Origin of the sequence: Oscillochloris sp. ZM17-4, from assembly GCF_019599295.1 — a bacterium.
Taxonomy (GTDB): Bacteria; Chloroflexota; Chloroflexia; order Chloroflexales; family Chloroflexaceae; genus Oscillochloris.
Map to the genome: position 1 here is coordinate 36,746 of NZ_JAIEWN010000035.1, position 14,297 is coordinate 51,042.

Annotated in this window: 16 protein-coding genes and 1 pseudogene; 12 read left to right on the top strand and 5 right to left on the bottom strand. The window is 67.9% G+C overall.

The genetic code is table 11. The features are described from left to right. Positions 1-307: 307 nt before the first annotated feature. Together K2Z83_RS29635 and K2Z83_RS20590 are read right to left on the bottom strand one after the other, a co-directional pair. The gene (locus K2Z83_RS29635; RefSeq protein WP_220597067.1) at positions 308-1,414 is read right to left on the bottom strand and encodes a replication-relaxation family protein; all 1,107 of its coding nucleotides are present in this window, start codon (positions 1,412-1,414) and stop codon (positions 308-310) included. Continuing rightward, positions 1,411-2,286, bottom strand: a complete 876-nt coding sequence (locus tag K2Z83_RS20590; RefSeq protein WP_220597068.1) for a hypothetical protein — start codon at positions 2,284-2,286, stop codon at positions 1,411-1,413. The genes K2Z83_RS29635 and K2Z83_RS20590 overlap by 4 nt, the downstream gene beginning before the upstream one ends. Before the next feature lie 25 nt (positions 2,287-2,311). Here K2Z83_RS20590 and K2Z83_RS20595 point away from each other — a divergent pair, with 25 nt between their 5' ends. Next, a complete protein-coding gene (locus tag K2Z83_RS20595; RefSeq protein WP_220597069.1) occupies positions 2,312-2,488 on the top strand; it encodes a hypothetical protein in 177 nt (58 codons plus the stop codon). Between the two features lie 26 nt (positions 2,489-2,514). Further along, entirely contained in the window at positions 2,515-3,207 is a 693-nt protein-coding gene (locus K2Z83_RS20600; protein ID WP_255604355.1) for an MBL fold metallo-hydrolase, read from the top strand. Between the two features lie 10 nt (positions 3,208-3,217). Here K2Z83_RS20600 and K2Z83_RS20605 read toward each other — a convergent pair whose 3' ends face one another. From K2Z83_RS20605 to K2Z83_RS20615, 3 genes are read right to left on the bottom strand one after another with little or no spacing between them, the layout of a single operon-like run. Beyond that, entirely contained in the window at positions 3,218-3,523 is a 306-nt protein-coding gene (locus K2Z83_RS20605) for a DUF2442 domain-containing protein (RefSeq protein WP_220597070.1), read from the bottom strand. Beyond that, positions 3,480-3,662 (bottom strand): DUF4160 domain-containing protein, encoded by a 183-nt coding sequence (locus K2Z83_RS20610; protein WP_220597071.1) that lies wholly within the window; start codon positions 3,660-3,662, stop codon positions 3,480-3,482. Before K2Z83_RS20610 ends, K2Z83_RS20605 begins: the two co-directional genes overlap by 44 nt. A gap of 40 nt (positions 3,663-3,702) precedes the next feature. Beyond that, positions 3,703-4,860 (bottom strand): RNA-guided endonuclease TnpB family protein, encoded by a 1,158-nt coding sequence (locus K2Z83_RS20615; RefSeq protein WP_220597072.1) that lies wholly within the window; start codon positions 4,858-4,860, stop codon positions 3,703-3,705. Between the two features lie 836 nt (positions 4,861-5,696). Here K2Z83_RS20615 and K2Z83_RS30075 point away from each other — a divergent pair. The 10 genes and pseudogenes from K2Z83_RS30075 to K2Z83_RS20665 all read left to right on the top strand — a co-directional run. Then, positions 5,697-5,768 (top strand): annotated as a pseudogene (locus K2Z83_RS30075) (hypothetical protein); the annotation flags it as partial. Positions 5,769-5,960: 192 nt separating this feature from the next. After that, positions 5,961-6,584, top strand: a complete 624-nt coding sequence (locus K2Z83_RS20625) for a RadC family protein (protein WP_370650234.1) — start codon at positions 5,961-5,963, stop codon at positions 6,582-6,584. A 70-nt stretch (positions 6,585-6,654) separates the two neighbouring features. Then, the gene (locus K2Z83_RS20630) at positions 6,655-7,110 is read left to right on the top strand and encodes a hypothetical protein (RefSeq protein ID WP_220597073.1); all 456 of its coding nucleotides are present in this window, start codon (positions 6,655-6,657) and stop codon (positions 7,108-7,110) included. Positions 7,111-7,183: 73 nt separating this feature from the next. Next, positions 7,184-7,699, top strand: a complete 516-nt coding sequence (locus K2Z83_RS20635) for a Uma2 family endonuclease (RefSeq protein ID WP_220597074.1) — start codon at positions 7,184-7,186, stop codon at positions 7,697-7,699. Between the two features lie 734 nt (positions 7,700-8,433). Then, positions 8,434-11,664 (top strand): hypothetical protein, encoded by a 3,231-nt coding sequence (locus K2Z83_RS20640; protein WP_220597075.1) that lies wholly within the window; start codon positions 8,434-8,436, stop codon positions 11,662-11,664. 75 nt (positions 11,665-11,739) lie between these two features. Further along, entirely contained in the window at positions 11,740-12,489 is a 750-nt protein-coding gene (locus tag K2Z83_RS20645) for a hypothetical protein (RefSeq protein ID WP_220597076.1), read from the top strand. Positions 12,490-12,586: 97 nt separating this feature from the next. Then, on the top strand, positions 12,587-13,045 hold the full coding sequence (locus K2Z83_RS20650; RefSeq protein WP_220597077.1) for a hypothetical protein: 459 nt from the start codon (positions 12,587-12,589) through the stop codon (positions 13,043-13,045). Positions 13,046-13,065: 20 nt separating this feature from the next. Then, the gene (locus K2Z83_RS20655) at positions 13,066-13,437 is read left to right on the top strand and encodes a hypothetical protein (protein ID WP_220597078.1); all 372 of its coding nucleotides are present in this window, start codon (positions 13,066-13,068) and stop codon (positions 13,435-13,437) included. Positions 13,438-13,467: 30 nt separating this feature from the next. After that, positions 13,468-13,803: a hypothetical protein gene (locus K2Z83_RS20660; RefSeq protein WP_220597079.1), complete on the top strand. Its 336-nt coding sequence runs from the start codon at positions 13,468-13,470 to the stop codon at positions 13,801-13,803. Next, positions 13,791-14,231, top strand: a complete 441-nt coding sequence (locus tag K2Z83_RS20665) for a hypothetical protein (protein WP_220597080.1) — start codon at positions 13,791-13,793, stop codon at positions 14,229-14,231. Before K2Z83_RS20660 ends, K2Z83_RS20665 begins: the two co-directional genes overlap by 13 nt. Positions 14,232-14,297 lie beyond the last annotated feature (66 nt).

Consider the following 14,297-nt stretch of genomic DNA (forward strand, 5'->3'; position numbering starts at 1 on the left):
TGTGCGCACCCCGATCGCCGGGATGCGCGCCGCCCGCGCAAATGGCATCCCGCACATGGTCACGTACCCCCGCCCCAGGCTGAGCCCGTAGGCGGGGGGCGTTGTCGTCTCGACTCTGCGCATGAGAGGTCCCCTTTCTTTTTCGAGGATTTGTCCGCACAATCGCCCCGCAGGATGCGGAACGGGACTCTCTTTGTCCGGGGCCGGAGGGCGTCCTGATGCCCGGCCCGCGCCGTGCCCGGCTCCGGTTCGGCCCCGGCTCGGCCCCGGCTCGGCCCCGGCTCGGGCCGCGCTTGTCGGCGCGGCCTCAGCCCGCGCCTGCGCCGCCGGATGGGCCACCGTCCGGCGGCGCAGCTTCCCCGGGCGGCCGGCGCGGGGGATGCCCCGCCGCCGCCAGGGCCAGATAGGCCTCCCACTGGGCGAGGGTCAGCAGCGGCGCTGGGTCGTCCGGCAGCCCCGCCAGCAGCGCCTGGGCCTGGCTGTCGCGCAGCCGCCGGTACTGCCCCCACAGCGCCCCGTGGGCCGGATGGTCGGCCGCGTGCGGCAGCGAGACCAGCCCCCAGCCATCCGGCCAGGCCGCCTGGAACTCGGTGGCCAGCTGCCCCGCCCGCCGCGGCGTCTGCACCAGCAGCACCAGCAGCAGCGGGCCGCCGAAGATCTGCGCGTAGACCCCGTCGGCGTGGTGGTCGCGGTAGCAGACGAATTTGCGCAGCAGCACCGGGAGCGCCTCGGTGCCGGTGTCCAGCTCCAGCGCCCAGCGCCGCTCGACCTGCCCTGGCCGCAGCGGCGTCCCGTCGAACCAGGGCAGCGTCTCCATGTCCGCCCGCGGCGTGGTCAGGTCGAAGCGGGCGACGACCATCGCGTCGATGCGCTGGCGCTCGCTGACCACGAATTCGCATTGGCAGAAGACGCTATGACACCAGGGCAGCCGGCGCAGCCCCTCCAGGAGCGATGCGCACCACCAGGCGACCTGCAGGTCGTGGCCGAGCGTGCTGGGCGACGGGTAGCGCCCGCGGGCGTCGCGGGCCTTCAGCCCGGCCAGGCTGCGCGGGTCGGGCTCGACCTCCAGCTGGTCGAGCAGGGCCAGGCCCTCGTGGCTCAGGCCGTAAACGTGCCGCCGCCGCCCGCCGACCCGCCCGGTCGACCCGTGGTTGGCCGGCGTGAGCGCCCGCAGCGTCGGTGGGGCCGGGGCGCGCCAGATCAGGCGGTGGGTGTACAGCGCCAGCAGGTCGCGCTTGAGCGTGCTGGCCCCGTAGCCCTGGTAGATGGTCTGGGCGATGATCGCCCGGTCGGCCAGCTCGATCCGGCCGAGCAGGCGCAGCAGCGCGACCTGGCGCGCCTCCAGCGGCGGGACGCCGGGGTAGATCGTCATGCCAAAGGCGGCGGTGCCGTCGTCAGGTGGGTCGCTGGTCATGAGTCCTCCGTGTCGGTGGTAGGCGTCGGTGCATCCGGCGTTGCGGGGGGCGGCACATGCGGAGATGGGCCAAATGCGAAGCCTGCGGCGATATCGGCGTCGGCCCGGCGGCGGCCGCGCTGGCGCAGCAGCTCCTCGGCACTGGGGCCGGCGGCTGGCGGCGCGAGGGCCGGGCGCCCCGGGTCGTCCGGGGCCAGGCCGGGGATGAGCGCCGTGCGCGCGGGGGCCACGCGCGGCGGTGGGCTGGCGGTGCGGGTCGGCGCCACCAGCGGGGCCTGGGGGTCGCGCGCCCAGCGCTGGCGCTGATAGGCGGCATCGGCCAGCAGCCCGCAGGCCCGCGTCTCCAGCCGGCTCGCCACCGCCTGCCGCTCCAGCCGGTTGGGGACGTAGCCGATCCGGGTCAGCGCGGCGGCGCGCTGCGCGGCGCGGATCCGCTCCCAGCGGTCATGGAGCAGCGCCCAGAGATCGTCCGGCAGCCGCGCGAGCTGGCCGACGATCTGGGTGTAGCGGGCGGGTTCCAGCGGGCGGTAGATCTGCCGGGCCAGCAGCACATCGGCCTGGTGGTGGTGGGGGTCGGGGTCGGGCGGCAGCGCCACCTCCCACCAGGCAGGATTCCGGAGGGCGATCATGTCATCGGCTGGCACGGGAGCGGGCCAGGGCTGGGGGATGATCGAGAAGGCCACGGGGGCCCCGGTGGCCGGCTGCATCGCCACGGCGTAGGCGTGCTGTCGGGCCGGCTGCGCGCTGATGTCCGCTGCGGTCAGCTCAAACGCGGCATATTTGCGCGCGTAGACCGAGGCGTCGGGCTCCTCGGTGCGCAGGACGAGCCGGCTGGCGCTATTGGCCAGCAGCTCGTCCAGGAGATCGCGCACCCCCGCGCCGACCGAGCCGGTCTATGTGGACGACCCGGAGCAGCCGGCGGGCAGCTTCCGCAAGAGCGACACCGCCCGCGGCGGCATGCGCGCCGAGGTCTACCGCACGGTGCGCGTCGGCGGCCAGATCCTCTCCAGCGACACCTTCAAGACGACGTTTAAGCCCTGGCCCGACATCTACGTGCGCGGGACGGGGAGCTGACATTATTGTAGATTGCAGATTGCAGATTGCAGATTGGCGCTGCAATCTACAATCTGCAATCTGCAATCTGCAATCTACAATCTGCAATCTACAATCTGCAATCTGCAATGGCTACTATGGCGCTGACGATCGTGAATGTCGGCTACCGCTCGACGAACTACTGGCTGATCAGCGCCGGCACCTCGCGGCTGCTGGTCGATCTGGGCTGGCCGGGCCGCATGGGTGAGCTTCAGGCAAACCTGCGGCGGGCCGATGTGCCGCTGGGCGAGATCCGCTACGGACTGGCCACGCACTACCATATCGACCACGCCGGCTGCGCCCAGGAGCTGAAGCAGGCCGGGGTGCCGCTGCTGGTGCTCGATGTGCAGGCCGCCGCCATCCCGCTGATGAAGCGCCACACGAAGCCGCAGGACAACTACCTCGACATCACCACCCACGATAACCGGGTGATCACGTTCGCCGAGAGCCGCCCGCTGCTGAAGACGATCGGCATCGACGGCGAGATCCTGCCCACGCCCGGCCACTCCGACGACAGCGTCTCGCTGCTGCTCGACGGCGGCGCGGCCTTCACTGGCGACCTGACCCACCCGGCTATGGCCGGCGAGGATGATGCCGCTGTGGTCGCGGCGAGCTGGCGCCTGCTGCGCGAGCGCGGGGCGACGATGGTCTACCCAGGCCACGGGCCGGTGCGGATGATCGATACGCCGCTCGGTGGCTGATGGCAGGTCGCTACCCGCGCCGTTTCAGCCAGATGGCAAATGATTCAGAGCTCTCGGTCGAGCGCTGGCCGAGCAGCAGCCCGCTCACCCCAATATCCTCGTCGAGATCCGGCCAGTGCAGGCCGTAGCCCGCCCCGGCGATCTGGACATTCACCCGCTCCTCGGGAGTACCGTAGGCCAGGCGCGGGTACCAGCCGATCGGGACGGCGATTGTGCGCCCGTCGTCGAGATCGACGGACAGCGTGTCATCCGTCACAGTTACAGCGATCGCTTTAGGCGTTATCTGAAGCACCGTTGCAGAATTCGTCCCATGCATTGCGAAGCTCCTCGGCGTGGGCTCGTGCGATCCGCTCGATCTCGCGTAGCTCACGACGGCTATAGCCTTTATTTTCCGCGATTAGAATGTCGGGGTCAAGCCAGAGCTTGCAACTCATGGCGTCCCGGTCAACGTGCATATCAACATACCGCAGGGGCTGAAGCCCCGCGGCTTGCGCCTCACTTCCGCTGCCGAGGCGTCGGAATGGACACGATTGGCTGGTTGACAGGCAGCCCGCCGACAGGAGGTTTACCCCTACCGGTATGGTACTTGGCCGCAATATTCCGCGCCGCGTTGAGGTCGGCATGCAGCTCGAAGCCACACACCCGACACACGAACCGGCCACGGGAACGGCGGTTGTTGCGGGCCTGATGCCCACAGCAGCTACAGGCTTGCGAGGTATGCCGGGGATCAACCCCAGCCACCGTACACCCCCGTCCCTCGGCTTTGTACGCCACGAATGCTTTAATCTGCGCGAACGACCAGCTATGGACACGGCGGCTGGTTTTCGTCTGCTTACGGATCTTCGACCGCTTCCGAATGTCGGTCAGGTTCTCCAGCACAATCGTCGCACCGGGATGCGCCGAGTGGACAATCTGCTTGGAGAGGACGTGATCACAATCACGCCGAAAGCGGGCCTGTTTCCCGCGTACCTTCCGCAGATGCCGCTTGGCGCTCTTGCTCCCCTTCCGCTGGAGTTGGCGTTTGAGATAGAACAGCCGCCCCTCAATCGCCTTCCACGCGGGCTTGCCCAGGAAGCGGTTGTTGCTCGTGACGGCGGGCTGCGCGATGCCCAGGTCTACGCCCACGATCTCGTCTGTCGGCTCCACATCGGGCGCAGGTACGGTGACGACGACATGCAGCCACCAGACGCCGTTGCGGTTGATCAGGTCGGCGGTATCAACCGGATAGCCCGCGTAGTGGGCGCAGTAGGCAGGCACATCAAAGCGGATGGTTTGCCGCTCCCCGACCAGCGATAAGCGCACCGTCTGGCTTTCCCAATCGACGCGGTAGGTATGCACGTTGTAACGCGGCGGGCAGGCATCCGACTGCGGCATACCGACCTTGCGCTCCTGCTCTTGCAAGGCGAACGCGCTCCGCAACGCCTCAGAGGCTTTGGCGCGGGCGGTATTGATCAGATTGCTGTTCAGGGTCGGTACGCTCTCGCGTACCGGGTAGTAGGCCAGATAATGCAGCTTGGTCGCATTGCCGACCTTCGCGTCCCAGCCGAGACGCACAAACTGATTGAACGCCTCGGTGAACAGGTGACTGGTTTCCTCCAGGGACATCGCCTGTGCAGACGACGGGGTTAATTTCAGGCGGATAGTTCGTTGCATAAGTGCATTATAACATACATTCATAGTTTTCGCCATAGTAGACCAGCTGTTCGCGGCGCACGTATCCGAGGTGCGAGTCCTCCATGCGCCGCGCCCGCGTTTCCTCTGCCGGGGTTAAAACCCCGCAGCTACCACGCGGGTTCGGATGGTGTAATATAACACATATGAGCTAATACAGGTAGTTTTACGTCTATTGCAGCATGTTCGTTCGGGTAACTCCTGACACCGATGGGCTTGACATAGCGTACTGGTCTGCTATAATCCGAACAGGTGTTTAGCATTTTTGTGCCGCACGGATTTTCATGCAGCCAGTCGCGCCGCCCATCGCAGTCATCGGCTCGCCGAACAGCACCACCGCCTTCACCGTCGATATTCTGGAGACGGCGCGGGATCGGGCGCTCGACCACGCCTGGGTGACGTTCGAGGTGGTCGAGCGCTTCAACGGCAGGGCCTACCGCAAGCGGGCGCTCTGCCAGCTCGGCGGGATCGTGACCCGCAACCGTTGGCACGAGGACCCGGTGATCCGCTCGGTGATCAAGCACCAGGGCGCGCTGCCGGCCCTCTCTGGCGAGAGCGACCTGACCAGCGCCCAGCTCACGGCCCTCGGCGTCTTCTTGCTTGAGGACGACGGCCGGGTGCGCAGGCGCACCACACTGAGCACCCCGCCGCCGAGCGGCACCCCGGTCTTCCCGGCCAGCGCCGAGACGCTCCAGGAGCTTGTCCACACCGAGCCGGGGATCTTCTACGCCGGCACCTCGCCCGGCGACGGGCTGCCCGTCCCGCTGACCCTGCGCCACTTCGGCCCCACCGACGACGGCGGCTTCGGCGAGGCGGTGATGCTGGGCGTCTTTGGGCAGACCCGCAGCGGCAAGAGCATTCTGGCCTCGCAGATCCTGGCCGGCTTCGCCACCAACCCGCAGATGGGCATCTTGGTGCTCGACCCGCAGGGCGAGTTCGGGCGCGACCGCTTCGCCGCCGGGGACCACCGCGTGGACTTTAGCATCAGGCGGCTGATGTCATCGCTCAACCAGGCCCGCCCGGTCACGGTGACGAACACTGACGAGGTGGCGCTGGAGGGGCCGGAGGCCTTCACCGAGACGCTGCGGCGGGCGGGCTTCTTCGAGAGCAGCACGTTCCTTACGGACCCCGAACTGCTCGTCACAACCCTCGGAATTCCCCACGACCGGGCCGTCGCCCTGCTGGCCGAGGGCTGGATGGGACTGCTCGGCAAGAGCGCGCCTGAGCTGGAGCAGCTAGGGCTCACCAAGCGCAAGGCCGCCATCCTGGCCGCCGCCATCGAAATCAGCCGGCGCAGCATGATCGCGGGTATCGACCAGCGCCCACAGATTACGTCGCCCGCCGACGCCGCCACGCTGCTGATGGTCGAGATGGGCCACCTTGATCAGGAGCACCTGCGCACGGTGTTGCTGGATACCAAGAATCGGGTCATGGCCATGCCGACCATCTACATCGGCTCAGTGAACACCGCCGCCATCCGGGTCGGCGAGGTCTTCAAAGAGGCCATCCGCCGCAACGCGACCGCGTTGATCGTGGTTCACAATCACCCCAGCGGCGACCCGACGCCCTCGCCCGAGGATATCCTCGTTACCCGCCAGATCGTCGAGGCCGGCAAGCTCTTAGATTGCGATGTGCTGGATCACCTCGTAATCGGCCGCGGGCGGTATACCAGCATGCGCGAGCGCGGGCTGGGATTCGCGAAGTAGCGTTTTTCGCATCTCAATAAGAAAAAACAGCCCGTGCGACACGTCGCGCGGGCTGTTTTTGGAGGGTGCCATGTCTGATCTGCGCTATCCGCCAAGTGCCCACAACCACTTCCACTACCCCGGCGGCGGTTTCCCCCTGGTCGGGGTCAGCTACCGGCTGGAGCTGATCGCGCAGCCGACCGTGCCGACCGCTGATCGCATCAAGCACATGTTGTCGTGCGCGACGCCAACCAGCTTGCAGCCGACACGCGACCAGATCACGGCGGAGCTGGCCAAGACGAGCGCTGCCTACCCCGCCGCTGTCGACGGCTGGGAGCGGGCACCGTATAAGATCACCGTCTACACGCCGGGAGACCCCGCGCCGCACATCCTGCGCTACCAGCACGCCGCCCGCTTCCTGCGCGACCTGGGCGTGCTGCGGCACTGCCAGCAGTGCCGCCAGTGGACGATCAGCCATGAGCCGCAGCGCGCCGAGGGTGTGATCATCTGCGACCGCTGCGGCTATGTCGCTGAGGACTGGCTGTAGCGCGAACGAATTGACTCACGATCCGCCCCGTTTTATACTCAGGTGGGGCGGTTTCTTTGGAGGAAAAAAAACGATGGGCAGCCCAACCTACCGCGATATTGAGCGCCTGGCCTACCAGGGCGTGCGCCTCGAAGTGACCGGGGGGCGCACCACTTGGGAGGCGTACCCAGGGGCGCTGCACAACGGCGTCGTGGACGACATCCGCCACAACCTCACCCAGGACAACCCGCCAGCCGCCGCGCCCTGCGGCTGCCACCATATCGCCGACACCTACATCGCCTTCGGGCCGCACCTGCTGCGCCGCCCCGACATCGCCATCTTCTGCGAGAAGCCACCGCGCCCAGACGGTGCGATCACCGGGATCATCCCCGGCGCGATCGTCGAGGTGCTGAGCGACGGCTACGAGCAGAAGGATCGCGATGTGACGGCACTCTATCTCGCCGCCGGCGTGCGCGATGTGGTTCTGGTGGACCCACGCGCCCAGACGGCAACCTGGTATCAGGTCGGCGCGGCCCCGCAGACCCTCGACCTTCCCGCGACCCTCTCGCTCCAGATGGGCTGTGTCCTGCGGATCGACCGCAGCGCCTAGCCCTGCACATCACCCGCACCTACCGCCCCGCTGCTCAATCGAGTGGCGGGGCGGTGTGATTCTGGTTGCGCCGGTGTGCTATCCTCTCTCTAACCGCCTTTACGGCGACCCGGTCGTGCTGAGGGTGGCCTTCTCGTGCGCAGCCGGCCCCGCTCCCCCGCCATCAGGCACACCGGGGCGGCGCCGCCCCTGGCGCGAGGTGCCCCGCCCAAGACCGACCGAGCACGTGTACAACCTGGTGCAACGAGTAGCCCCACGGGGCCGCTCTACGTTTCTCACGCGGGCCTCTGCCCGCCCCTTCACGCCTCCCTACAATCCCGCCGGCCACCACCGGCCTCCCAGCCTCCGCAGCCGTCTGTATCCCTACAGGCCGCCGTCGCGGGGCTTTTTTGCGTCCACCAAAAACCTCTCTCCCCCACCTGGGGGGGGCTGTATCTCTACAGCCGCCCATGTCGGGCGGCTGCTATTCCAAAAGGAGCTCTCCCGCACTTTCCGTGATCGAGGCCGAAATCTAGGCATTGTGACTCAGCGCAACCGCGCCAGGATGCCGTACCAGGAATCGGCTTCACGGAAAGTGCGGGAGAGCCCCAAAAGGAGCCCACACCTTCGTCCCACTTTCGTCCCACTTTCATCCCGCCTTCATCCCGCCTGACCAGATGCCCTGGCCGGCACACCCGCATCAATCTGCGGCGTGCCGGTCTCTGGCACGCCGCTCCCCTTACAAGGAGCACATCATGTCCGACTTCTACGAGAAGCAGCGGGCCACCGTCAACATCGGCATGGCCCTCCAGGGCCGCGGCTGGAACCTGATCGGCTTCCACGCCGACCAGAGCGACTCCCAGACAGACTACTACCATCCCGCCAGTTGGGATGGCATCGCCACAAACGACGCCTACCCCGGTGTGGTCGTCGCGGTGAACGTCAACGACTACTCGGTGAAGAACACCAGCGGTAAGCACACGTACAAGGTGTCCACCGTCCCCGGCGACGCCTGCCCAAAGTGCAACGGGTCGGGCGTCCACGCAGACGGCCTCACCTACACCGAGGCGCTGGAGCGCCCCGAGGACTCGCACGTCGCCATCCGCGACCGTGCCCGGGGCTTCCGCTTTGTCGTGATCGGCATATCCGGTGCCCCGCGCAAGATCGACCCGAGCGACTTCCACGAGGATGGCCGCCCGAAGTGCCTAGCGTGCAATGGCCGCGGCCATCAGCTCAAGGAGGTGAAGGAGATCATCTTCACCTACCCAACCTTCCGGGCCAACCCGCGCGGGCGGGCCTGGCACGTCGAGCACGACGGCCGCCAGATCGCCAGCGGCACCGGCTTCTCCAAGTGCGCCGATTACGGCACACGCAGCCAGCAGGCCTCCGCCGCCGTGGCCGACGAGATCGAGGCTGCGGCCAAGCGCACCCTGCGCCCCGCTGCGCCGACCACCGACACCGCCGCTACGCCGACCCAGGCGCAGGGCCAGCTTGCCACCGTCGCCACCGCCGGCGGGATCACCGTCCACGCTGAGCACGACGAGGTGAAGAGCTGGACCTACCTGAAGCTCACGCCCCGCGTGGAGCGGGCGCAGTACGACGGGCTCGCCGCCCGGTTCAACGTGAAGTGGCATCGCATGCGCCGCCAGCCGGTGATCTACCGGCTGATCGGTGCCGATGAGGTGGCCGCCTTCTTCGGCCCCGTCGCAGGCCAGGAACCGGCCCCCGCGCCGGTCGAGGCCACCCCCGCGCCTGAGCCGGTTTACGCGGAGGCGGTGCTTTGCATCGCCTCCGCCCTCAGCAACCGCCAGGCCACCCCGCCCCATGAGCCGGCCCCCGAGATCGAGCCGGGCGACGAGGTGTACATCCTCGCCCCCACCCTGGCCGACCTGGGCGGCTACCGCGACCAGATCGTCGAGGTGGTCAACCGCTACGCCATCGTTCACACGTTCGCGGCCGAGGCGAAGAGCACCCTTCAGGCGCTACTACGCCTCGGTGCCAACGCCAGCGACCAGATCCACCGCACCATCGACGATGCCCGCAATGCGGCCCAGGAGGCGCCCAGCCCCCTGCCCGCTGGGTACACCGACGAGGAGAAGGAGATCGCCTTCGTCGAGCGCTTCAACGCCGCCGATTGGGGCGGCGAGGCGCTGGCTGAGGCGGCCCGCAACGCGCGCTACGCGCTGCTCGAGCAGGTCGGCTGGGTCATGATGCAGTCCAGCCAGTATGAAACGGGGCGGCATGACTCGCTCCCCCGAATTTTCCTGCTGAAGGCCACCATCCCCGGCGGCTTCCGGGCCACCGAGCTGGTGACCGACGTGACGCCGGGCTACATCGCGCCGAACGTGATGCCAGCCGGTAGCCACCTGCGCTACCTCCTGGTGAGAAAGGGCGCGGGAGAGAGCTACCGCGACATCGACAGCGGCGCGACCGACATCGCCCTGCGCGATGATTACGCCGTGCTGACCGTGCTCGCCCGGCTCGCCCTGAGCCTGCGCGACACGATCCGCAGCGGGATGGCGCACCTCTCCAATCGGATCTACGACACGATCGAGGAGGCCGACGCCGACGCCCCCAACCACCTGATCGCCCCGGCCCCGCCCGCCCCGCCCACGCCGCCCCGCGCGGCATACTTTACGGAGGTGTTCACCCACAACGCATGGGGCGGTCGGCCCCTCTCAGCGAAGGCTGCCGAGCAGCGGCAGAACGAGCTGGGCAAGAAGGGCTGGCACACCCGCATCACCTTCATCCCGCGCGGCGGCTACACGCTGTTCGCCACCAACCCGACCCGACACCAGGAGGTACCGCTCGTCCTAGACAACAACAGCAGTCGCGAGAAGGACGCCCACGGCAACCGTGTCTCCTTCTACCCCTCACCGAACGGCGGCCCCGATCAGTATTTCGACGCCTGGGTGATTACCCTCGAGCCGGCCCCCGAGCCGGTGGAGGAAGCCGCAGTGGCGCCCAAGCAGCTCGCGGCCACCCCCGCCCCCACCCCCGAGCCAGTGGAGGAAGCCGCCCCCGTGGCAGTGCTGCACCCTGACGCCCCTGGCCAGGGACGCACGCACTTTTATGAAGAATTCTACGATGCGGATTGGGGCTCAACCCCCAGCGCGCGCAAGGCCGCCGAGCAGCGCCAGGCGGAGCTTACCGCCCTCGGCTGGCGCGCGAAGACCCGCCGGGACACCCAATCGGCGCGCTACAGCGTGTCCGCGTTCGACCCGAGCGTGCAGGTCTACACCAGCCGGGTCAGTCTTGACGGGCTGACCGGTGAGACGAGCGACGGCGAGGGGTTTAAGATGTTCACCCGCATCACCCCCAACACGAAGGCCGCCGCCGCGATGGCGCCGGCCCCCCCCGCACCCGAGCCCACCCCCGTCAAGGAGCTGCACCCGCTCACCCGCATCGTACGGATGCGGGCCGAGGTGGCGCGGCTGAAGGCCGCGGCCCCTCCCCGCGCCTACGAGAAAGCGCACAAGGAGTTGGTCGACTTCCAGCTGTTGCATCTCGCCAAGCAGGGCATCCCCCTTGCCATTTCCGAGATGTACCAGTCGCGCCCGTGGGCTGGCGGTGCGCTGGCCAAGCGCGCCCGCGACCTGCGGGCCAGGGCGCTCCGCAACGCCGGCTGGATCGTCACGACCAGCGACGGTGCCGCCGCCTTCCTGGCGGCAGAGAACCCCCTCTACGACGGCGCGCCGGTAAAGCGGGCGATCGTCGATGTCACCCCCGACAGCCTGAGCCAGCAGTACCAGCCAACCTCGCTGGCCACCCCCGACAGCGACGAGACGCCGCGGCCGATGGCCGCGCCGAGCATCGTCATCACGGCAGCGCCGGAGGCACCCGCCACGCCGGCAGTTGCAACCGCAGCGCCGGAGGCACCCGCCCCCGTCGTCGTTCCTGAGCCCACCGCCGCCCCCGTGGCGACGAAGGGCAAGGGGAAGAAGGCCAGCAGCGCAGGGCCGATGCAGCAGCTCGCCATGTTCTAGCCTCCCTCACCCATCCGACGCAGCGAAGCTGCGTCGGATGGGCTGACATCCACATCCACCACAAGGATCCCCCCCATGATGAACCACATCACGCCCATCACGACCAGCATCCGCATCCCGGCCGCGAACATCTCCGCGATGCTCGCCGCGATCAGCGGCTACGCCGAGATCCCCTACAAGGATTTCGGGGATGCGGTCGGCGATCACCGCTTCAACTTCACGTTCCATACGGACGAGAACGGCGACCTGGTGATCGTCGAGTTCGACATGAACCAGGTCGCCACCGCCGATGCGATCGACCTCGGCGTCGTGCTCGACTACGCGGCCCCCGGGTCGCATGTGCTGTTCACCAACGAGGAGGGCCAGGTCGGCGCCACGTTTACCGATGTCAACGGCACCGGCTACGACACCGTGGACGGCAATGCGCTGACCACGCTGCTCACCGGCTTCTTCGCGGAGACGACCGGCGCGAACATCCGCGCCGTGCCGGCCACCGGGCAGATCAACGATCGGCTCAAGCGCCTCTCCGACCACCTGGAGGATAACGTCCTCATGAGGCTTCAGGAGGACGAAGACCCGGCCTACAACGACCTCATGAGCGGTGACCAGCAGATCACCGCCGAGGAGGCGATGGCGGCCACGGTGAAAGAGATGCTGACCAGCATCCTCAACGAGGCCGAGATCGAACCCGAGGACGGGCCGATCCACGAGCCGGCCGAGGCGCTGGGCTTCATCGACGACGCGCAGTTCGCCGACATCGGCCGCACCACGCTGCGCCTGGCGCTGCGCCTGTTCCGGCCCGACCTGTTCATTCCCACCAAGTAGGCCGAGGAAGGAGCCCCGGCCGACCCGCACGAACGCAGCCCCTGGTGCGCCGCATGGCACGCCAGGGGCTGCGTTTTGCAACCCAAGGAGGAACAAGGTGTCATTCCCAGACGGACTTGAGATCATCTTCAACGCCGGCGGTCCAGACACCCCCGGCCGCATCGAACGCATCACTGCGCCGAACGCCGCCATTGTCGCGGGCGGCTACGTGCATGTTCAGTTCAGGAACCACGGTTCCTGGGTAGACCCCACGAACCTCCGCACAATGACGCTGGAGGATCACCGGCGCATCCACGGACTGCGCTTCTGCGACTGGCAGGAGCGGCTGTGGTACACGCTCATCTTCCGCTTCTACGGTCGCGGATTTTGCAGCATGGACTACTCCGTTGAGTCGCTGCGCGCGGAGTGGCTGGCCGGCTGGTCAGTCGCCGCCGCCGCCAGGCAGATCGCCGAGGATCACCGCTGGCCGATGTCCCCACACGGTGACATCCCCGCCTACGCCTTCCCCTACGTCGCCGACCTGGGCGACGAGGATACCGGTGCAAGCATCGCCTAGCCCCACAAGGAGGTAACGAAGTGATCAACCTCATCCTCGCCAACCGTCGCCCCGCGACGATGCTGGACATGACCCACCTGCGGGCCAGCGACCCGCGGCTTTTTCTATGGATCGTCAAGGCGGCCCTCGCCGCGACCAAACGCGGCGAGACCGTCACATGGGGCCGCGAGAGCGGCAAGCTCGACGCTGACGCCTTCCGCGCCCTCCTGCGCGAGGCGCTGGACTACCAGATCAGCGCTCGCGGAGGCCCGCTGCCGAGCTGGCGCAAGCTGGAGACCGGCTACCAGCGGCAGATGCGCCAGGACGCCTACCTCATCCGGCACGGCCGTGAGGTCGGCCAGCCGATCAGCCCGCTGATGATTCGCACGCCGGAGTTGGTGCGCTGCGCATAACCTGCCTGAACCTGCCCGAAAGAGAGCACCATGAAGACGCAATCCCAGCCCGACCCGAAGGGCACGATCACCATAACCTACGGCGAGCTCCAGTGCTTCGCCTCGGCCGTCATGGCCATCGCCCGCATGGCCGAGCAGCCAGGGAGCGGCAGCGCGATCGGTCTGTTCGGCTGCAGCACCTTCCTGATCACCTGCCCCGCGCCCGCGCTGGGGGTGATCGGAGATCACCCCGAGTGGAACCCGATCCTGGTTAACGGCCAGCAGGTCGGCAACCGCTACGGCGCGCAGAAGCGCTACGCGCACGAGTTCTGGACGCGCCGCAAGGCGCGCGAGGAAGCGGAGGCGCAACCGCCATGCGCCGCCTGATGATCATCGCCTGCGGTGCCACCAAGCGACACGACGCGGGCCTGCTCCCCGCCATCGACCGCTACGACGGGCCGCCCTACCGCACCTTGCGCGCGAACCTGCGCGAGCTTGCGGAAGATCGGCGGCCCACCATCCGTATCCTCTCGGCGGAGTTCGGTCTGATCCCCGCCGAGACACCCATCCCCGACTATGACCACCGGATGACCCAGGCCCGCGCCCTAGCCCTCCAGGGCCAGGTGCGCGCGGCGCTGGCCGACCTCCTGGTCGCCGGCGATTACGCTGCAGCCTTCGTGAACCTCGGGGCCGACTACATGCCGGCCCTGCCCCTTAACCCGACGACCATTCCGCGCCTGGGCGTGATCACCACCGCCCACGGCGGGATCGGTGAGCGCATGGCGCTGATGAAGTGCTGGCTGCGCGAGGCGTAGCCGGCAAGGAAGCCGCTATGCTCACCGTCACCCCGCTGCGCGAAGGCTAGCACAACCCCATCATCG

Coding starts and splice junctions, on each gene's coding strand:
- K2Z83_RS29635 (WP_220597067.1), bottom strand. CDS start 1,414: ATGACCAGCGACCCACCTGACGACGGCACCGCCGCCTTTGGCATGACG.
- K2Z83_RS20605 (WP_220597070.1), bottom strand. CDS start 3,523: ATGCATGGGACGAATTCTGCAACGGTGCTTCAGATAACGCCTAAAGCG.
- K2Z83_RS20610 (WP_220597071.1), bottom strand. CDS start 3,662: ATGCACGTTGACCGGGACGCCATGAGTTGCAAGCTCTGGCTTGACCCC.
- K2Z83_RS20615 (WP_220597072.1), bottom strand. CDS start 4,860: ATGCAACGAACTATCCGCCTGAAATTAACCCCGTCGTCTGCACAGGCG.
- K2Z83_RS20630 (WP_220597073.1), top strand. CDS start 6,655: ATGTCTGATCTGCGCTATCCGCCAAGTGCCCACAACCACTTCCACTAC.
- K2Z83_RS20635 (WP_220597074.1), top strand. CDS start 7,184: ATGGGCAGCCCAACCTACCGCGATATTGAGCGCCTGGCCTACCAGGGC.
- K2Z83_RS20640 (WP_220597075.1), top strand. CDS start 8,434: ATGTCCGACTTCTACGAGAAGCAGCGGGCCACCGTCAACATCGGCATG.
- K2Z83_RS20645 (WP_220597076.1), top strand. CDS start 11,740: ATGATGAACCACATCACGCCCATCACGACCAGCATCCGCATCCCGGCC.
- K2Z83_RS20660 (WP_220597079.1), top strand. CDS start 13,468: ATGAAGACGCAATCCCAGCCCGACCCGAAGGGCACGATCACCATAACC.
- K2Z83_RS20665 (WP_220597080.1), top strand. CDS start 13,791: ATGCGCCGCCTGATGATCATCGCCTGCGGTGCCACCAAGCGACACGAC.